The sequence below is a fragment of the Specibacter sp. NPDC057265 genome (assembly GCF_042668835.1).
GTDB lineage: Bacteria > Actinomycetota > Actinomycetes > Actinomycetales > Micrococcaceae > Specibacter.
The window spans coordinates 178,688-194,262 of sequence record NZ_JBHUYE010000002.1; the positions used below are offsets into that span (position 1 = coordinate 178,688).

Here is a 15,575-nt window from a genome sequence, read left to right on the forward strand (position 1 = left end):
GGAATCAGAGCAGGCCCATGGCGTTCCGGACCTCATCCAGGATGTGATGGACGGCGGTTTCCGCCATGACCGCATCGCCGCGGGACACCGCCGCCGCAACATCCTCATGGGCCTGTAAAGCCTCGTTCCGCGGCTTGAAGGGCATCAGCCCCTGCTTGGTGCGGCTGGTCAGCACCTCGGCCACCATGCCTTCAAGGGCCGCAAACATCTCATTGCCGCAGCTCCGAAGCAGCAAACTGTGGAACTCAATGTCCACCGCGAGGAAGGCCTCCAATTCACCCGCCTCACCCAGCCGCCTCAATTCGGCGGCCAGAAAAACCAGCCTGGCCCGCTCCGCAGCACTTGCGCGGCGGGCGGCTCCGGCAGCGGCAATGGGTTCCACGGCAATGCGCAGTTCCGTCAGGCTGCTGTATTGCAGCTCGCGTTGCGGGGAGTTTAGACGCCAACGCACCAGATCGGGATCAAAGGCATTCCAGAGGCTGCGCTCCTGGACCACAATCCCCACCCGGCGGCGGGAATACACCAGGTTCATGGACTCCAGAACCTTCATGACGTCCCGGGCAACGGTGCGGGAGACGCCGTATTCCTGCTGGAGCCCCTCAAGGGTCAGCCGGCTGCCCGAAGGGAGAACCCCCTCGGCAATGGCGGATCCCACCGCCTCCAAAACACGTCCATGCATGGCCGGGGCCGCTCCGCCATCCGGTGCATCAAACGCTGTTGCCGCCACCATTTCACTGCCCTCTTCCCGCGCGTGGGCGCAAGTCCATGGTACTAGGAAATCATCAAAGGTATGACTTGAAACACCAAAAGATAGTACCTGTCCACCGAAATGGTGATACCTTTCTGTCAGTGCCTCCGTTACCCAAAATGCAGGCACCGCCCCACTGGCCGACGTCGTCCTTTTCCTGGAGTTGATTCATGCAGCATCACGCTATGCACCTGGTGGTGATGGGCGTTGCCGGTTCCGGCAAGTCCACCATTGCGGCGGCTCTGGCCGGGAAGCTGGGCTGGGCCCATGCCGAGGCGGACGAGTTCCATCCGCAGGCCAACATCGACAAGATGACCCGCGGCATCCCCCTGCAGGATGAGGACCGCTGGCCGTGGCTGGAGGAAATCCAACACTGGATGACGTCCCATGGCACTGCCCGGGAGGGCACCGTGCTGACCTGTTCCGCACTTAAGCGGAGCTACCGCCAGCTGCTCTCCCAGGCGACGGGCCGCGTGGTGTTCATCCACCTCGACGGCAGTGCCGAGCTGATCGGCCGGCGCATGCAGGGCCGTGAAGGCCATTTCATGCCACCGACGCTTCTGCCCAGCCAGTTGGCCACCTTGGAGCCCTTGACGGCTGAGGAGCTTGCCACCGGAAGCCTGCGCGTGGACATTTCCCAATCCCCGGAGGAGATTGTCCAGGCCGTGCTGGCCGCCCTCCAGCCATCCACTCCCCCACAGCTCAAATAAACACGGTCCAAAAAATGCGGCCCGGCGCTTCCTGACGGGGCCCTCGGGTCCGCTGTATTTTTTACCCTACTGCCACATAGTTTCGTTCAAAGGAGAACCATGGTCATCGAAGGATGGACCCAAACGCTGGGCGCAGGACCCCTGCTGCTCATTGCCGCGGCATCAATTGTGGTGCTGCTGTTCCTGATCATCAAACTTCGGATGCATGCACTGGTCGCCCTGATCGTGATCAGCCTCGCCACTGCATTCGCCACCGGAATCCCCGCCAACCAGGTGGTTCCCGTGCTGATCAATGGCTTCGGCACAACCCTGGGCACCGTTGCCCTGCTTGTTGGCCTGGGCGCCATGCTGGGCCGCATTGTTGAGACCAGCGGCGGAGCCAAGGTGCTGGCCGACTACCTGATTGGCGTGTTTGGCGAAAAACGTGCCCCGTTCGCCTTGGGCCTGGCCTCCCTGATCTTCGGTTTCCCCATCTTCTTCGACGCCGGCCTGGTGGTCATGCTGCCCGTCGTGTTTGCCGTGGCCCACCGCCTGGGCGGGGGCGTGCTGCGCTACGGCCTCCCCGCCGCCGGCGCGTTCTCCGTCATGCACATCTTCCTGCCCCCGCATCCGGGCCCTGTCTCCGCCGCCGCCTTCTTTGATGCGAACATTGGCTTGGTCCTGATTGCCGGCCTCATCACCGCCATCCCCACCTGGTACGTCACCGCCTACCTGTTTGGCCTGTGGACCGGCAAGAAGCTGGTCCTTCCGGTTCCTGCCATCCTGGGCCAGGCCAGCGCCGAAGCCGAATCCAACCCGCCGCGCTTCCGCACCATCATTGGCCTGCTGTTGCTTCCCCTGGTCCTGATCTTCCTGAACACCGGCTTGAACACCCTTGCCTCCGGCGGCGTCTTGTCCGACGGCGTCAAGGACGAGCAGTGGTTCCAGATCCTGCGCACCTTGGGCGAAACTCCTGTCGCCCTGCTAATTGCGGTCCTGGTTGCCGTATTTGTCCTGGGAACCCGCCGCGGCAGGGACGCCGGGGACATCGAGAAGCTGCTCGAATCCTCCCTGGGACCGGTCTGTTCGGTCATCCTGATCACCGGCGCCGGCGGCATGTTCGGCGGCGTGCTCCGCACCTCCGGCATCGGCTCGGCCCTCGCCGATGTGCTGGGCGACCTGGGCATTCCGCTGATCCTGGCAGGCTTCCTGATCTCCGCCATCCTGCGGATTGCCCAGGGTTCGGCCACCGTGGCCCTGACCACCACCGCCGGCCTGATAGCCCCGGCCGTTGCCTTGGCCGGCATCTCCGACATGCAGGTGGCCGCACTGGTCATCGCCGTGGCAGCCGGCTCGGTGGTGGTTTCCCACGTCAATGACTCCGGCTTCTGGCTGGTGGGCAGGTTCTTCGGCATGGACGTCAAGACCACCTTGAAGACCTGGACCGTCATGGAAACCCTGATCGGCGTCATGGGCTTTGCCATTGCTGCAGTCATATTCCTGCTGGCCGGTGTGGCCGCCTAGCGTTGTATTGGCCAAAGCTGGCTGATTGAAGCACGACGGCGGGGCGTCCCGGGAAAGTCTGGCGCTCCGCCGTCGTGGTCCCCTGAAATGTCAGACTGGATCCCCACCACGCCCGCGTCCGTTGCAGGGCCATCAACCATCGGGAATTACCACGATGCTCTGATCCAAATTTCCACACCGACGCCTCCATCTCAAAGGTATTGTTGAAGGATGAATGTTGACGCCCAATCAACTGTCACCCTTGACGGCCAGTTTGCCCGCGAATTTCCCGAGCTGGCCATTCACTGGCAGGCGGAGCAGGCACCGGATCCGCAGCTGGCCGCACTCAACGAGCCGCTGGCCACCGAGCTGGGCTTCGACCCCGAATTCCTGCGCAGCGCAGAAGGCCTACAACTGCTAATTGGTACCGCGCCGTTCAATGGCAGCACACCCGTTGCGCAAGGCTATGCCGGTCATCAGTTCGGCAGCTACTCGCCTCGTCTGGGCGACGGCCGGGCACTCCTCCTCGGCGAGCTGGTCAACGCCAGCGGTGACCTGTGCGACATGCATCTCAAGGGCTCCGGACGCACACCTTTTGCCCGCGGAGGCGACGGACTCGCCGCCCTCGGTCCGATGCTGCGCGAATACTTGCTGAGTGAGGCGATGCACGCTTTGGGCATACCCACCACGCGTTCTCTGGCAGTAGTGGCAACAGGACGGCCAGTTCGCCGCGAGACCATGTTGCCCGGAGCCGTGCTGACCCGGGTAGCCAGCAGCCATTTGAGGGTCGGCAGCTTTCAGTACGCCCGTGCAATGAACGACCTTGACCTGCTGCGCCGCCTTGCCGATCATGCCATTGCACGCCACTATCCCGCTGTGGCAGAGGCAGAGAACCGGTATCTTGCCCTGTTCGACGCGGTGGTCTCTGCCCAGGCATCCCTGGTGGCACGGTGGATGTTGGTGGGATTCATCCACGGCGTCATGAACACAGACAACATGACCATTTCGGGTGAGACCATCGATTACGGGCCGTGCGCCTTTATGGACGTCTTCGATCCCGGCACGGTCTACAGCTCGATCGACGAAACCGGCCGCTACGCCTACGGCAACCAGCCCGCCGTGGCCCAGTGGAACCTCACCCGCCTCGCCGAGGCACTCCTGCCTCTCCTCCATGCGGACCAAGAACGGGCTGTGGCCCTTGCACAGGAATCGCTCGGAAGCTTTCCGCGCCGGTACAGTGCCGCATGGCTATCCGGAATGAAGGCCAAGCTTGGCCTGGCCGCCGACGTCGACGATAAAACAGCTACGTCACTCACCGACGGGCTGCTCACCCTCCTGCAGCAGGACCGAGTGGACTACACATCCTTTTTCCGGAGTCTCGGCACAGCTGCGCGCGGTAACGCCGGTGCCGCCCACTCCATGTTCTCCGACACGACCGCGTTCGAAATCTGGTTGAAGCGCTGGCGGACCTTGAAACCGGATGCAGAGCTCATGGATCGGAGCAATCCCGTCAACATCCCACGGAACCACCTTGTCGAGGAGGCCCTTGCCGCTGCAACCGACGGCGAATTGGGGCCGTTTGAACAGCTGTTGGATGCGGTGACCACACCGTTCGAAGAACGTCACGGTCTTGAGCGATATGCCGCACCAGCCCCCGAGACCTTTGGGCCCTACCAAACCTTCTGCGGAACCTAGGCCACAGTTGGGGCCGCATCAGTGTCACCACCCGGGGCAGCACTGAATCCCCGTCAGCCAACCGACACCACCTTGCCCGCCCGGCAGCTGCGCAATCACCGCCGTGGCGGGAACGCTCCCTGGCCCGCCCGCGACGCCAATATATTCAAGGTCATTCAGCGTCAACCCCTGCACGGGAGGCCTCGTGGAGCGCCAGAATGCAGTGGCTTGTTTTCTGTGACCGGTGGGACCGGTACCGCCGTTGGGCACAGCGGGCACGGCTCGTCCCGAGTCAGCGTTGGGATTGAAACAGATGCAAATCCCCCCGGGGGCGCGGAATGATTCCGCAGTGCCGCTCACCCCTTCACTAGAGGCGGTACGGGACGAAATACCCTCTTCCAAACCAGCCTATTAACCCCAATTTGACCCTCGTTTTTGCCCTTTAGACTCCAATTGTCCGGTGTTACGATGAAGTACCGATTGATCACAAACGTGCAGCGTTGCACGGGAAGGAGACGTCATGGCTGAACGTGGCAGCACCAAACACGGACCACACCTGGATGATGAAATGCAGCATGAGACCCAGGGAATGGTCAGAGGCAACCAACCCGCACACGCCGAGGAATGGCGGGAGACGGAGCCTTTCCCCGATGAAACCGATTCCGCGGAAGTCCAGAACGCCCTCAAGCGGACACGCACCCCGGAGTCCGGCGGGAAGGAGGCTGAACAGTGACTGACAGCCTCAAGGAATATGCCGACCTTTACCGGCACGAAGGCCCCTGGTCCGTGGCGTACATTGAAGCCGACACCGGCACAGTGGACACCTTGGAGGCGGCGGATGTCCGCCCCGGCCACGTCCGCGAAACCCTTGCCGCCAAGGGCGCCCCCAAACCGGACCTGGACGCCGTGGAAGAAGCGGTGCAACCGGCCACGGGGGAACCTTCACCGGTGGCGCGCTACATTCTGGCCCGCCAGGGAAAGGTTGAACTCAATGTTCTGCTGCCGGGCCCGCTGGTTGTCCCGGAACGGATTTCCGTGGACCCCATTCCGGATCTGCTGCCGTTGGTCCGGCACCGGCCCAGCGAGTACCCGTACCTTGTGGTCGAGGCCGGCCGCGACGACGCCGAGATCCGCCTGCACTACGCCGGCAAACACAGTCCCGACCACGTCCAGAAGGTCCAGGGAAGCGACGAGAACCTCAAAAAGGTTCCGAGCGGCGGCTGGTCCCAGGGCCGCTACCAGCACCGGACCGAGGAAATCTGGCGCCGGAACGCAAACCAGGTGGCCGAGGAAATTGACCGGATAATCCGCAGCAGTGGAGCTAAATTGCTGGTGCTGGCCGGTGACATCAGGGCGCGGGGTCTGATTCAGGACCAGCTCTCCGAGGCCAGCCGTGAATTGCTGAGCGTTGTGGATTCCCACACCCACACCGGCGGCGCCGATCAGGAGGCCTTCAACCACCAAATCAATGAACGGGTTGCCCTGCAGTGGGCGGCGGAGCAGCAGGAGGTTTTGGACCGCCTCGCCGTGCAGCAGGGCCAGGCGAATCCTGAGTCCACCACTGGGGCGGGGGCTGTGGTCCATGCCCTCCAGCAGGCGCAGGTGGAAGTGCTGATCATGAACGATCAGGCCTTTGCCGACCGTGAATTCCTGGCACTCAGTGCGGAACCATGGATAGCCACCGCGCAGGAGGAGGCGCTGGGCGCCGACGTTCTGGGGAAAGTCCCGGCCACGGCGGCGCTCCTGCGGGCCGCGGCCCTGACCGACGCCCGGATCCTGTTGGTCCCGGAAGGCGTCCTGCCGGACAAAACCGACATTGCCGCCCTGTTGCGGTGGCCCACCGGCCCCGCGGCTCCTTCGGCCTAGACGCCGGGCAGCCGGCACCTGGGCCCGAACTGGATCCACCACCGGAAAAAATTTGAAGGAGATGTCATGACCAGCGCCAATGAAGAACCGGATGCAGGAGTGATCATTCCGCAGGAAGATGCCCTGCCCAACCCTGTGCGCAGCGGCCACGGGAAGATGCCTGAAAACATTGATGATGAGGTGTACGAGAAAGCTGCGGAGCAGGAACGCGTGGCAGCGGGTCTCAGCGACTATGCGGCCGACGACGTTCCGCTGGCCACCGACCCCCTGCCGCCGGAAAGCTCGGAGGCCGCGGACCTTGCCCAGCGTGGGCTGCTTCACGATGCCGGGGACAGCACCGGCCCGGAATAGTCCGGACCGCGATGCCCAAGCCGCCGGCTGAAGTCCCAGGCTGCGGATCGCAAAAAGGAGGCCCACCGCCCGCGTCACGGTGCGGTGGGCCTCTTTGTGGGCACTGCCACACAATGCCGACGCGCCCAGCCAAGCCCAGCCGGGGATGCGCCGCCTAGGTCCGGGGCTGTGCGGGGTTGGTGGGATCGCCGTGTGAGGGCGGGTTGATCTTGGGGCCGGTGGTTTCCGGGGAGACCCGGGAACCCTGCTGGTTCTGCGTCACCTCGGGCAGGTCTTCCGGCAGGGAGCCGCTGGGTTCGGCGCCGCCGCGCAGCGCCTCCAGGCGCCGCTCCAGAATCTGGACCACGGGTAGACGGTTGCCATGTGCCTTCTCTTAGGCGAGCAGGCCCGACACGCCGTTGTCATCCAAGGCGTGGATGCGGGAAGGCAGCGTGCCCAGCGGGATGTGGTCGTAATCCGGCAAGGCGAGTTCATCATGAGTTGGGATGTGCGTCATTGTGTCTCCTCCTGATTCGAATTTCCCTAAATACAGCCACCCACAACCGTCCGCGGTGTGTCCGGACGGTCCTATGGCGCCTCCGACGTATCCCGGGGGTACTCCTCATCCCCGGCATCCACTTCCCCGCCGTCGGCATGCTGGTCCAGGCGGTCGGCCTCGGAACCATCGGGCAGTAGCGCGTCCGTGGCAGGCGGCGTCGAACCCTGCGCGGCTGCTTCAGCCTGCGCGGTCGGGACCGCTGGAATCCCCTGTTCCCAGGCGTCTGCTTCAGTGGCGGTGGGAATGGCGGCCTGGTCATCTGTGCTGTGCATGTGCCCCCCTGGGTCTTCACAACCTGCATTGACACCACTAGATTAGTGGCTTGCCCAACACTTTTCCAGAGACTGAAGGGACAGCCATGAACCAGCCGGCGCAGCAACAGGAAACCCCGGGAACCCAGGACAAAATGACGCCCATCCCGGACTGTGGTGAACACAGTTACCGGGGCATGGACAAACTGGCGGGCAAAACCGCCGTGATCACTGGCGGCGACAGTGGAATTGGCCGGGCCGTGGCCATTGCCTTTGCCCGTGAAGGCGCCGACGTGGTCATTTCCTACCTCAACGAGGACGACGACGCGAAGGACACCGCGGCGTGGGTGGAAAAGGCGGGCCGGCGTGCGGTGCTGGTGCGCGGGGACCTGGACACCGCCGAGCAGTGCCGCAAGGTCATTGACACCGCTGTGCGGGAATTTGGCAAGGTGGACATTCTGGTCAGCAACGCGGCCTACCAGATGACCCACGAGTCCCTGGAGGAGATTTCCGACGAGGAGTGGGAGTACACCTTCAAGGTGAACATCAATGCCATGTTTTACCTGGTCAAGGCCGCGCTGCCGCACATGGCGCCGGGGTCGGCGGTCATTGGCAGCTCCTCGGTGAATTCGGACATGCCCAGCCCCACCCTGGCACCGTACGCCGCCACGAAGGCCGCCATTGCCAACTTCTCCGCCAGCCTGGCGCAGCTGCTGGGGGAAAAGGGGATCCGGGTCAACAGCGTGGCTCCCGGCCCCATCTGGACGCCGCTGATTCCCGCCACCATGCCGCCGGAGAAGGTGGAGTCCTTTGGCTCCGATGTGCCGTTGGGACGTGCCGGCCAGCCCGCAGAGCTGGCACCGACCTATGTGCTGCTGGCCTCCGACGACGGCAGCTACATCTCAGGTGCCCGCGTCGCCGTCACCGGGGGCCGGCCCATTTTGTGACCCTTCAGGTTCCCCGGCCACGGCAGCCACCGGCGTGCAGTAACGTGGTTCACATTCCATGGGGGAACTTCCGCCATGAATGGACCCTGGGGGGACAAGACCTTGCTGCTGACCATCACCTTGGAGTCCGGTCCTGATTCGACGCTGGACACCACCGCGTTGTCCCACCTCTTGCGCAAGCATCCGGGGCGGCTGCAGACATTCGAGCTTCCGGTGGGCAATGCCCACGTGTTCTATCCGGAGTACTCGCCGCAGCGGACCACCGCGGCGTTGCTTCTGGAGGTCGACGCTGTTGGCCTGGTCCGCAGCAAACGTTTCCGCGGCGACAACGGCGTGCTGGACTACTACCTCAATGACAAGCCGTACAGTGCCTCCAGCCTGCTGGCCGTGGCACTGGGCAAGGTGCTGCGGAACGCCATGACGCCCACCAGCGAGGCCTATCCGGAGCTGGCGGATTCGCCCTTGCCGCTGCGCCTTGAGGTTCCGGTGGTCTCCACCCGCGGACGGGACGGTGACGGCTTGGTCCAGCGTCTGTTCGCCCCCTTGGGGTGGACTGTCACACAGCGGCCCATTCCTTTGGACGGGGACTACCCCTCATGGGGGGACTCCCGCTACAGCAGCCTGGTGCTCACCGGCCTGGTGCCGCTGCATGTGGCCCTGCGCCAGCTCTATGTCCTGCTGCCGGTCCTTGATGACGGCAAGCATTATTGGGTCAGCGGCGACGAGGCCGAGAAACTGGTCCGCCAAGGCGAAGGTTGGCTGCCCGGGCATCCCGAACGCGCGCTGATCTCCCACCGCTATCTGGCCCATCAAAAGGATCTGGTGGCCGCGGCCGACCACCGGATGGCCGGGGAAGCGGCTCCCCCGGCCGAGGGCTTTCCCGCTCAGACCCCGGACGACGGCGCCGCTCCCCCGCCGTTGCGCGTGCAACGGGCCGATGAGGTCATCCGGGCGTTGAAGGACTGCGGCGCCCGTCAGGTGGTGGATCTTGGCGCAGGTTCGGGCGCGCTGCTGCGGCGGATGCAAAAGGATGGGCACTTCACGCGGATCGTGGGCACCGATGTTTCGGTGCGGTCGCTGGAACAGGCGGCCCGCAGCCTCAACGTGGACGAACGCACTGATACGGACCAGGCCCGGATCTCCCTGCTCCACAGTTCCGTGTTGTACCGTGACGACCGGCTGGCGGGTTTTGATGCGGCCGTGTTGATGGAGGTCATTGAACACCTTGAACCCGGCAGGCTTTCAGCGCTGGAGGACTCCGTGTTTTCCGCAGCCGCCCCGGCCACCGTCATTGTCACCACGCCCAACGCCGAGTACAACCACCTGTACCCGGCGTTGGCCGCGGGAAGCATGCGCCATGACGACCACCGCTTTGAATGGACGCGGGATGAATTTGTGCAGTGGGCGCAGGGGGTCGCGGAACGCCATGGATACAGCGTGCATTACCGGCCCGTGGGTGAAGAATCGGCCAGCGCCGGGTCTCCCACCCAGATGGCAATCTTCCGAAAGGCGGCGGCATGAGTGGGATTCACATCCCGGAGCTGGCGCTGGTGCTGTTGGTGGGCGCCTCGGGGTCGGGCAAATCCAGCTTCGCGGCCAAGCACTTTGGCAGTTTTGAGGTCATGTCCAGCGACTATTTCCGCGGGCTGGTGGGCAACGACCCCACCGACCAGTCGGTGACCCCGGCGGCCTTTGAAGCCCTGAACTTTGTGGTGGCAAAACGTTTGGAGGCGGGACTGCTGACGGTGGTGGACGCCACCAATGTCCAGCCCCCGGCCCGCCAGGCATTGGTGGAGGTGGCCCGGAACCAGGATGTGCTGGTCTGCGCCATTGTGCTGGACCTTCCCCTTGAACTGTGCCTGGAACGCAATGAAAAGCGTTCCACGGGGGCCGTGCCACCGGCGGTCATCAACCGCCAGCATCGGCAGCTGGCAAAATCCCTGCGTGGAATGCGCCGGGAGGGGTTTTTGCGCGTCCAGGTGTTGTCCTCGCAGGAGGAGGTGGACACCGCAACCATCCGTCGGCACAAGCTGCTCAACGACTTCCGCGACCAGCACGGTCCGTTTGACGTGGTTGGGGATGTCCACGGCTGCCTCGACGAACTGCTGCTGCTGTTGGGGAAACTCGATTATGCAGTGGCCCGCGACGGCGAGGGCCGCCCCACTGATGCAGTGCATGGCGAAGGGCGGCGGGTCATCTTTGTGGGCGACCTGGTGGACCGGGGGCCCGATTCCGCTGGAGTTTTGCGGCTGGCCATGGGCATGGCCGCCAGCGGCAATGCCCTGTGTGTGCCCGGCAACCACGAGGAAAAGCTGGTGCGTGCCCTGCGTGGACGCACAGTGGCGTTGACCCACGGCCTGGATGCCACCCTGGACCAGCTGGCCGGGCAGGAAGATGGCTTTGGCCGCAAGGTGGCCGATTTCTGCGACGGTCTGGTCTCCCACATGGTTTTGGATGACGGCAAGCTGGTGGTTGCCCATGCGGGCCTCATTGAGCGCTACCACGGCAGGGCCTCCAAACGGGTGCGTGCCTTTGCCCTCTACGGGCAGGTCAGCGGTGAAGTGGATGAGTACGGCCTGCCTGTGCGCTACCCGTGGGCCAATGACTACCGCGGGGATGCCGCCGTGCTTTACGGCCACACCCCCGTCACCGAGGTGGCCTGGATCAACAACACCGCCTGCCTGGATACCGGCTGCGTGTTTGGCGGCGAGCTCAGCGCCATGCGCTACCCCGAACGTGAGGTGGTCCAGGTTCCGTCACTGGAACAGTACTGCGAGCCGGGCAGGCCGCTGGAGGCCCCCCGGAAACCTGAACGCAGCCCCAACGTGTTGTCCATGGAGGACGTCACCGGGCCGCTTTTCCTCAAGTCCGAGGGCTTGGGGACCGTGCGGATCAACGAGGCCCAGGCCGCCGGCGCGCTGGAATCCATGAGCCGCTTTGCCATTGATCCGCGGTGGCTGCGCTACCTGCCACCCACCATGTCCCCGGCTGAATCCTCATCCCAGCCGGGGTATCTGGAACACCCGGACGAGGCCTTTGCCTACTACCGGCGGCAGGGCGTCACGCAGGTGGTCTGCGAGGAAAAGCATATGGGTTCCCGCGCGGTCATGCTGTTGTCCAGGGATCCCGCCCGCTTTGACGCCCCCGCTGGGTGGCTGGGTGCCCTGCACACCCGCACCGGACGCGGGTTCCTGGCACCCGGGCAGGAGCGGCAGGTGTTGGCGCAGGCCCACGCGGCCATGGAACAGGCCGGATTGTGGGACGAGCTGGGCACCGACTGGCTCATGCTCGACGGGGAACTGATGCCGTGGTCGCTGAAGGCGGAACCGTTGATTAAAGACACCTTTGCGTCGGTGGGTGCCTCCGCGCTGGCCGCGACGAACGCCGCCGTCGGCCTCTTGGAGCAAACGGCCACCAATGGCGTTGACGTCGCCGGGCTGCTTTCACGCACACAGCTGCGGCAGGCAAACGCCGGCGCCTTCCAGGATGCCTACCGGCGCTATGTGGGCTCCGGCGAGGATCTGCGCTTCGCCGCCTTTCAGGTGTTGGCAGCCGAAGGGCAAAGCTTTGAAACCCGGGACCACGGATGGCATTTGGCCATCAGCGGCAGGCTGGCAACGGCCGAGCCGGGGTTGTTCGCCAAAACCCGCAGTCTGCGCGTGGATCTGGGTGCGGACGGGGACGTGGCGGCCGCCGTTCAATGGTGGGAGGAGGCCACGGCCGCCGGTTCCGAAGGCATGGTGGTCAAGCCGTGGCAGAACCTGACCCGGTCAAAGCGTGGCTGGGTGCAGCCCGGCATCAAGGTGCGTGGCCGGGAGTACCTGCGCCTGGTGTACGGCCCGGACTATTTGGCCGAAGGCAATGTGGAACGCCTGCGCCAGCGCGCCACGGACAAAAAGCGCAACCGTGCCCTGCAGGAGTACATCCTGGGCCTGGAAGCCTTGCGGCTGACTGCCCAGGGGGCGCCGTTGTGGAAGGTCCACCAGATGGTTTTCGGAGTCCTGGCTTTGGAATCCGAACCCCTGGATCCCCGGTTGTAGGGGAAACATGTGCCTTGGCGGGGTCTTGACAGCACCCCGGTAGGCTCAATGCCAGCATTCAATTCCACCTAAGCGAAGGACACACCATGCCGCTTTCCCTCGACAAAATCGGCACCCAGGCTCCCGGGCTGCTTTCACTGGCCAAGACCGCATCGGAGGCCGTGGATGTTTCGGGCCTCCGGGGCCAGACGGCGAAGGTTGCCGTGGCCCTGGACTTCTCCGGATCCATGCGCAACGCGTACAAGTCAGGTTCCATGCAGCGCCTGGTTGAGAAGGTGCTGGCGCTCGCCACGCAGTTTGACGACGACGGCGACATTGACTTCTTCGTCTTTGACGCCAAGGCCTCCCATTTGGGCGAAATTGGGCTGAAGGACTTTGCGGGATCCGTGGACCGCCTCACCAAGGGCCGGCGCATGGGCACCACCAACTACGCCGACACGTTCCTTACCGTCCGGGACCACTTCGGCTTCGCGCCGCCGGCCCCGCCCAAAAAGGGTCTCTTCGGCCTGCGCAAGGCGCAGCCTGCCCAGATGGGGCCTGCCGAGGTTCCCGTCTATGTGCTGTTCCTGACCGACGGCGGCCCGGACAGCAAGCCTGCCGCCGTGAAGGCGTTGACCGAAGTCTCCACGGCCCCGATCTTCTGGAAGTTCCTGTCCATTGGCAAGGAGTCCATGGTCTTCCTGGAAAAGCTGGACACCTTGGCGGAGCGGTTCATCGACAACGCCAACTACCACGCCCTCGGGGACGTGGACAGCATCAGCGACGCGGAACTGTTTGAAAAAATGCTGGATGAGTTCCCGGACTGGCTCCGCGAGGCCCGCGCCAACGGGCTGATCAAGTAACTGCAACACGGCACAATGGCATCATGAATAAAACCGTAAATTCTGAGTCCACTTCAGCGCTGCCGGCGGAGGTGCTGCGCCTGTCGGTTTTTGCCGACGGTCCAGGCGGAGGCAACCCGGCCGGCGTCGTGCTTGCTGCCACTTCGCTGACCGAGGCACAGATGCAGGGCATCGCGGCGGGTGTGGGCTATGCCGAGACGGCGTTCGTGGTGGATCCCGCCGTGGACGGAGACGCCCGCCATGTGCGCCTGCGCTACTTTTCGCCCGGTGCGGAGGTGCCGTTCTGCGGCCATGCCACCATTGCGACGGCGGTGGCGCTGGCTGAACGCCGTGGCGTGGGGGCATTCACGGTGGACACCCCCGCGGGGCGCAACGTCATCGACACCTTGCATGGCTCCGGCGCCGGTGGTGGTGCCGGTGCCGTTGGCGAAGGAGGGCAGGGGTTCGTGCTGGCCTCGTTCACCAGCGTCGAACCGGAAGTCCGGGAGCTCGATCCCACTGTGGCAAGCCACCTGCTTCAGCTGTTGGGCCTGGAGGTCGCCGACCTGGAGGGCCGCTGGCCCCTGCGGGAGGCCTTTGCAGGGAACTGGCACCCCGTGGTTGCCCTTCGCAGCCAGGAGGTGTTTGATGCCTTCACCTTCGCACCGGCGAAGGTCCGCGCCCTGATGGACCAGCAGGGCTGGTCCGGCACCGTGACGGTGGTGTGCCGCCAGGAGAACGATGCGTCCGGGCATCTGGTGGTGGAGGCCCGCAACCTCTTTCCGGTGGGTGCCATCACCGAGGACCCTGCCACGGGGTCGGCGGCCGCTGCCCTGGGCGCCCACCTCCGTGATCTTGGGGTGGTGGCGCCTCCGGCCCGGATCCTGGTGCGGCAGGGGCGGCACATTGGCCGCCCCAGCCTGCTCACCGTGGATGTTCCAGTCTCCGGCGGCATTACCGTGACCGGGACGGCCGAAGCCATCAGCCCATCACCCGGCCGCGCTTAAGGAAATGTCCTAAACGAGCTGGCGCCAGTCGTCGGCCAGCGGGAGGCCGTGGGCGTTGGAGACGGAGTGGTGGGCGATTTGGCCGCCGGCCACATTCAGCCCGGCGGCAAGGGCCGGATCCGCTTCCAGCGCGCCGGCCACCCCCAGATTGGCCAAGGCCACGGCGTGGCGCAGCGTCACATTGGTCAAGGCGTAGGTGGAGGTGTTGGGCACGGCGCCCGGCATGTTGGCCACACAGTAGAACACCGAGTTGTGGACCTTGAAGGTGGGGTCGGCATGCGTGGTGGGGTGGGTGTCCTCAAAGCAGCCCCCCTGGTCCACGGCAATGTCCACCAGCACCGATCCGGGCTTCATGCGGGCCACCAGCTCATTGGTGACCAGCTTCGGTGCCTTGGCGCCGGGAATCAGGACCGAGCCAATGACAAGGTCCGCCTGCATCAGCGAGCGCTCGATTTCCAGGGCATTGGAGGCCACGGTCTTCAGCCGGCCCTGGTAGACGGCATCAAGTTCCTGCAGACGGGCAATGTTGATGTCCAAAATGGTCACGTCCGCGCCGCTGCCAATGGCCATGGCCGCGGCGTTCGTGCCGGACACGCCCGCACCCAGAATGACGACGTTTGCGGGGCGCACGCCCGGCACACCACCCAGCAAAATCCCCTTGCCGCCGGCCGGGGCCGTAAGGCATGCCGCGCCGACCTGCACCGACAGGCGTCCGGCCACCTCGGACATGGGTGCCAGCAGCGGCAGCGTTCGCCCCACCTGCACGGTTTCATAGGCAATTGCGGTGACCCCGCCGTCCATGAGCGCCCGGGTCAACTCCGGTTCGGCGGCCAGGTGCAGGTAGGTGAACAGCACCAGGCCCTTGCGGAAATGTGCGTACTCAACGCTGATGGGTTCCTTGACCTTCATGACCATGTCCGCCCGGCCCCAGACCTCGGCCGCGTCCGTGACAAGCTCCGCCCCGGCCTGCTCATATTCGCTGTCCACAATGCCTGAGCCCACCCCGGCGCCGCGTTCAATCAGCACGGAATGGCCCTGGCGGACGAACTCGTGGACGCCGGAGGCCGTCATGGCCACCCGGAATTCGTTGTTCTTGATTTCCTTGGGGACTCCAATGATCATGACTGCATCCTTTTGCTG

16 protein-coding genes are annotated in these 15,575 nt (G+C 64.7%); 11 read left to right on the forward strand and 5 right to left on the reverse strand.

The window, feature by feature from the left end:
- Positions 1 to 4: 4 nt before the first annotated feature.
- Positions 5 to 730, reverse strand: a complete 726-nt coding sequence (locus ACFUCV_RS02790; RefSeq protein WP_380811780.1) for a FadR/GntR family transcriptional regulator — start codon at positions 728 to 730, stop codon at positions 5 to 7.
- Between the two features lie 188 nt (positions 731 to 918).
- On the opposite strand from ACFUCV_RS02790, the gene ACFUCV_RS02795 reads away from it, so the two are divergent.
- The 6 genes from ACFUCV_RS02795 to ACFUCV_RS02820 all read left to right on the forward strand — a co-directional run bounded on the left by ACFUCV_RS02795 (position 919) and on the right by ACFUCV_RS02820 (position 6,831).
- Entirely contained in the window at positions 919 to 1,458 is a 540-nt protein-coding gene (locus ACFUCV_RS02795) for a gluconokinase (RefSeq protein ID WP_380811782.1), read from the forward strand.
- Positions 1,459 to 1,557: 99 nt separating this feature from the next.
- Positions 1,558 to 2,961, forward strand: coding sequence for a GntP family permease (locus tag ACFUCV_RS02800; protein ID WP_380811784.1), 1,404 nt, complete (start codon positions 1,558 to 1,560; stop codon positions 2,959 to 2,961).
- A gap of 210 nt (positions 2,962 to 3,171) precedes the next feature.
- Complete coding sequence (locus ACFUCV_RS02805) at positions 3,172 to 4,635, forward strand: YdiU family protein (RefSeq protein WP_380811786.1); 1,464 nt, start codon at positions 3,172 to 3,174, stop codon at positions 4,633 to 4,635.
- 499 nt (positions 4,636 to 5,134) lie between these two features.
- A complete protein-coding gene (locus tag ACFUCV_RS02810; RefSeq protein ID WP_380811788.1) occupies positions 5,135 to 5,347 on the forward strand; it encodes a hypothetical protein in 213 nt (70 codons plus the stop codon).
- Positions 5,344 to 6,480, forward strand: a complete 1,137-nt coding sequence (locus ACFUCV_RS02815; RefSeq protein WP_380811790.1) for a Vms1/Ankzf1 family peptidyl-tRNA hydrolase — start codon at positions 5,344 to 5,346, stop codon at positions 6,478 to 6,480. Before ACFUCV_RS02810 ends, ACFUCV_RS02815 begins: the two co-directional genes overlap by 4 nt.
- Before the next feature lie 66 nt (positions 6,481 to 6,546).
- Positions 6,547 to 6,831: a hypothetical protein gene (locus tag ACFUCV_RS02820; protein ID WP_380811792.1), complete on the forward strand. Its 285-nt coding sequence runs from the start codon at positions 6,547 to 6,549 to the stop codon at positions 6,829 to 6,831.
- A gap of 154 nt (positions 6,832 to 6,985) precedes the next feature.
- On the opposite strand, the gene ACFUCV_RS02825 is transcribed toward ACFUCV_RS02820, so the two are convergent.
- From ACFUCV_RS02825 to ACFUCV_RS02835, 3 genes are all read right to left on the reverse strand, one after another.
- Positions 6,986 to 7,177: a hypothetical protein gene (locus ACFUCV_RS02825; protein ID WP_380811794.1), complete on the reverse strand. Its 192-nt coding sequence runs from the start codon at positions 7,175 to 7,177 to the stop codon at positions 6,986 to 6,988.
- A gap of 27 nt (positions 7,178 to 7,204) precedes the next feature.
- Positions 7,205 to 7,327 carry a hypothetical protein gene (locus ACFUCV_RS02830; protein WP_380811796.1) on the reverse strand — a complete coding sequence of 41 codons (123 nt, stop codon included), beginning with the start codon at positions 7,325 to 7,327 and terminating at the stop codon, positions 7,205 to 7,207.
- Positions 7,328 to 7,398: 71 nt separating this feature from the next.
- The gene (locus ACFUCV_RS02835; RefSeq protein WP_380811798.1) at positions 7,399 to 7,641 is read right to left on the reverse strand and encodes a hypothetical protein; all 243 of its coding nucleotides are present in this window, start codon (positions 7,639 to 7,641) and stop codon (positions 7,399 to 7,401) included.
- A gap of 86 nt (positions 7,642 to 7,727) precedes the next feature.
- Between ACFUCV_RS02835 and ACFUCV_RS02840 the strand changes: the two genes are divergently transcribed.
- The 5 genes from ACFUCV_RS02840 (at position 7,728) to ACFUCV_RS02860 (ending at position 14,435) form a co-directional block, all read left to right on the forward strand.
- Positions 7,728 to 8,567, forward strand: coding sequence for an SDR family oxidoreductase (locus tag ACFUCV_RS02840; protein WP_380811915.1), 840 nt, complete (start codon positions 7,728 to 7,730; stop codon positions 8,565 to 8,567).
- Positions 8,568 to 8,642: 75 nt separating this feature from the next.
- Positions 8,643 to 10,088, forward strand: a complete 1,446-nt coding sequence (locus tag ACFUCV_RS02845; protein WP_380811800.1) for a 3' terminal RNA ribose 2'-O-methyltransferase Hen1 — start codon at positions 8,643 to 8,645, stop codon at positions 10,086 to 10,088.
- On the forward strand, positions 10,085 to 12,607 hold the full coding sequence (locus tag ACFUCV_RS02850) for a polynucleotide kinase-phosphatase (protein ID WP_380811802.1): 2,523 nt from the start codon (positions 10,085 to 10,087) through the stop codon (positions 12,605 to 12,607). The genes ACFUCV_RS02845 and ACFUCV_RS02850 overlap by 4 nt, the downstream gene beginning before the upstream one ends.
- 86 nt (positions 12,608 to 12,693) lie before the next feature.
- Positions 12,694 to 13,449 (forward strand): VWA domain-containing protein, encoded by a 756-nt coding sequence (locus ACFUCV_RS02855; RefSeq protein WP_380811804.1) that lies wholly within the window; start codon positions 12,694 to 12,696, stop codon positions 13,447 to 13,449.
- A 23-nt stretch (positions 13,450 to 13,472) separates the two neighbouring features.
- A complete protein-coding gene (locus tag ACFUCV_RS02860; RefSeq protein WP_380811806.1) occupies positions 13,473 to 14,435 on the forward strand; it encodes a PhzF family phenazine biosynthesis protein in 963 nt (320 codons plus the stop codon).
- A gap of 9 nt (positions 14,436 to 14,444) precedes the next feature.
- Here the strand turns inward: ACFUCV_RS02860 and ald are convergent, their stop codons facing one another.
- Positions 14,445 to 15,557 carry an alanine dehydrogenase gene (ald, locus tag ACFUCV_RS02865; protein WP_380811808.1) on the reverse strand — a complete coding sequence of 371 codons (1,113 nt, stop codon included), beginning with the start codon at positions 15,555 to 15,557 and terminating at the stop codon, positions 14,445 to 14,447.
- Positions 15,558 to 15,575 lie beyond the last annotated feature (18 nt).

What these genes read in the sequence shown, in the direction of transcription:
- ACFUCV_RS02790 (WP_380811780.1), bottom strand. Translation starts at nt 730, where the DNA reads ATGGTGGCGGCAACAGCGTTTGATGCACCGGATGGCGGAGCGGCCCCG.
- ACFUCV_RS02795 (WP_380811782.1), top strand. Translation starts at nt 919, where the DNA reads ATGCAGCATCACGCTATGCACCTGGTGGTGATGGGCGTTGCCGGTTCC.
- ACFUCV_RS02800 (WP_380811784.1), top strand. Translation starts at nt 1,558, where the DNA reads ATGGTCATCGAAGGATGGACCCAAACGCTGGGCGCAGGACCCCTGCTG.
- ACFUCV_RS02805 (WP_380811786.1), top strand. Translation starts at nt 3,172, where the DNA reads ATGAATGTTGACGCCCAATCAACTGTCACCCTTGACGGCCAGTTTGCC.
- ACFUCV_RS02810 (WP_380811788.1), top strand. Translation starts at nt 5,135, where the DNA reads ATGGCTGAACGTGGCAGCACCAAACACGGACCACACCTGGATGATGAA.
- ACFUCV_RS02820 (WP_380811792.1), top strand. Translation starts at nt 6,547, where the DNA reads ATGACCAGCGCCAATGAAGAACCGGATGCAGGAGTGATCATTCCGCAG.
- ACFUCV_RS02830 (WP_380811796.1), bottom strand. Translation starts at nt 7,327, where the DNA reads ATGACGCACATCCCAACTCATGATGAACTCGCCTTGCCGGATTACGAC.
- ACFUCV_RS02835 (WP_380811798.1), bottom strand. Translation starts at nt 7,641, where the DNA reads ATGCACAGCACAGATGACCAGGCCGCCATTCCCACCGCCACTGAAGCA.
- ACFUCV_RS02840 (WP_380811915.1), top strand. Translation starts at nt 7,728, where the DNA reads ATGAACCAGCCGGCGCAGCAACAGGAAACCCCGGGAACCCAGGACAAA.
- ACFUCV_RS02845 (WP_380811800.1), top strand. Translation starts at nt 8,643, where the DNA reads ATGAATGGACCCTGGGGGGACAAGACCTTGCTGCTGACCATCACCTTG.
- ACFUCV_RS02850 (WP_380811802.1), top strand. Translation starts at nt 10,085, where the DNA reads ATGAGTGGGATTCACATCCCGGAGCTGGCGCTGGTGCTGTTGGTGGGC.
- ACFUCV_RS02855 (WP_380811804.1), top strand. Translation starts at nt 12,694, where the DNA reads ATGCCGCTTTCCCTCGACAAAATCGGCACCCAGGCTCCCGGGCTGCTT.
- ACFUCV_RS02860 (WP_380811806.1), top strand. Translation starts at nt 13,473, where the DNA reads ATGAATAAAACCGTAAATTCTGAGTCCACTTCAGCGCTGCCGGCGGAG.
- ald (WP_380811808.1), bottom strand. Translation starts at nt 15,557, where the DNA reads ATGATCATTGGAGTCCCCAAGGAAATCAAGAACAACGAATTCCGGGTG.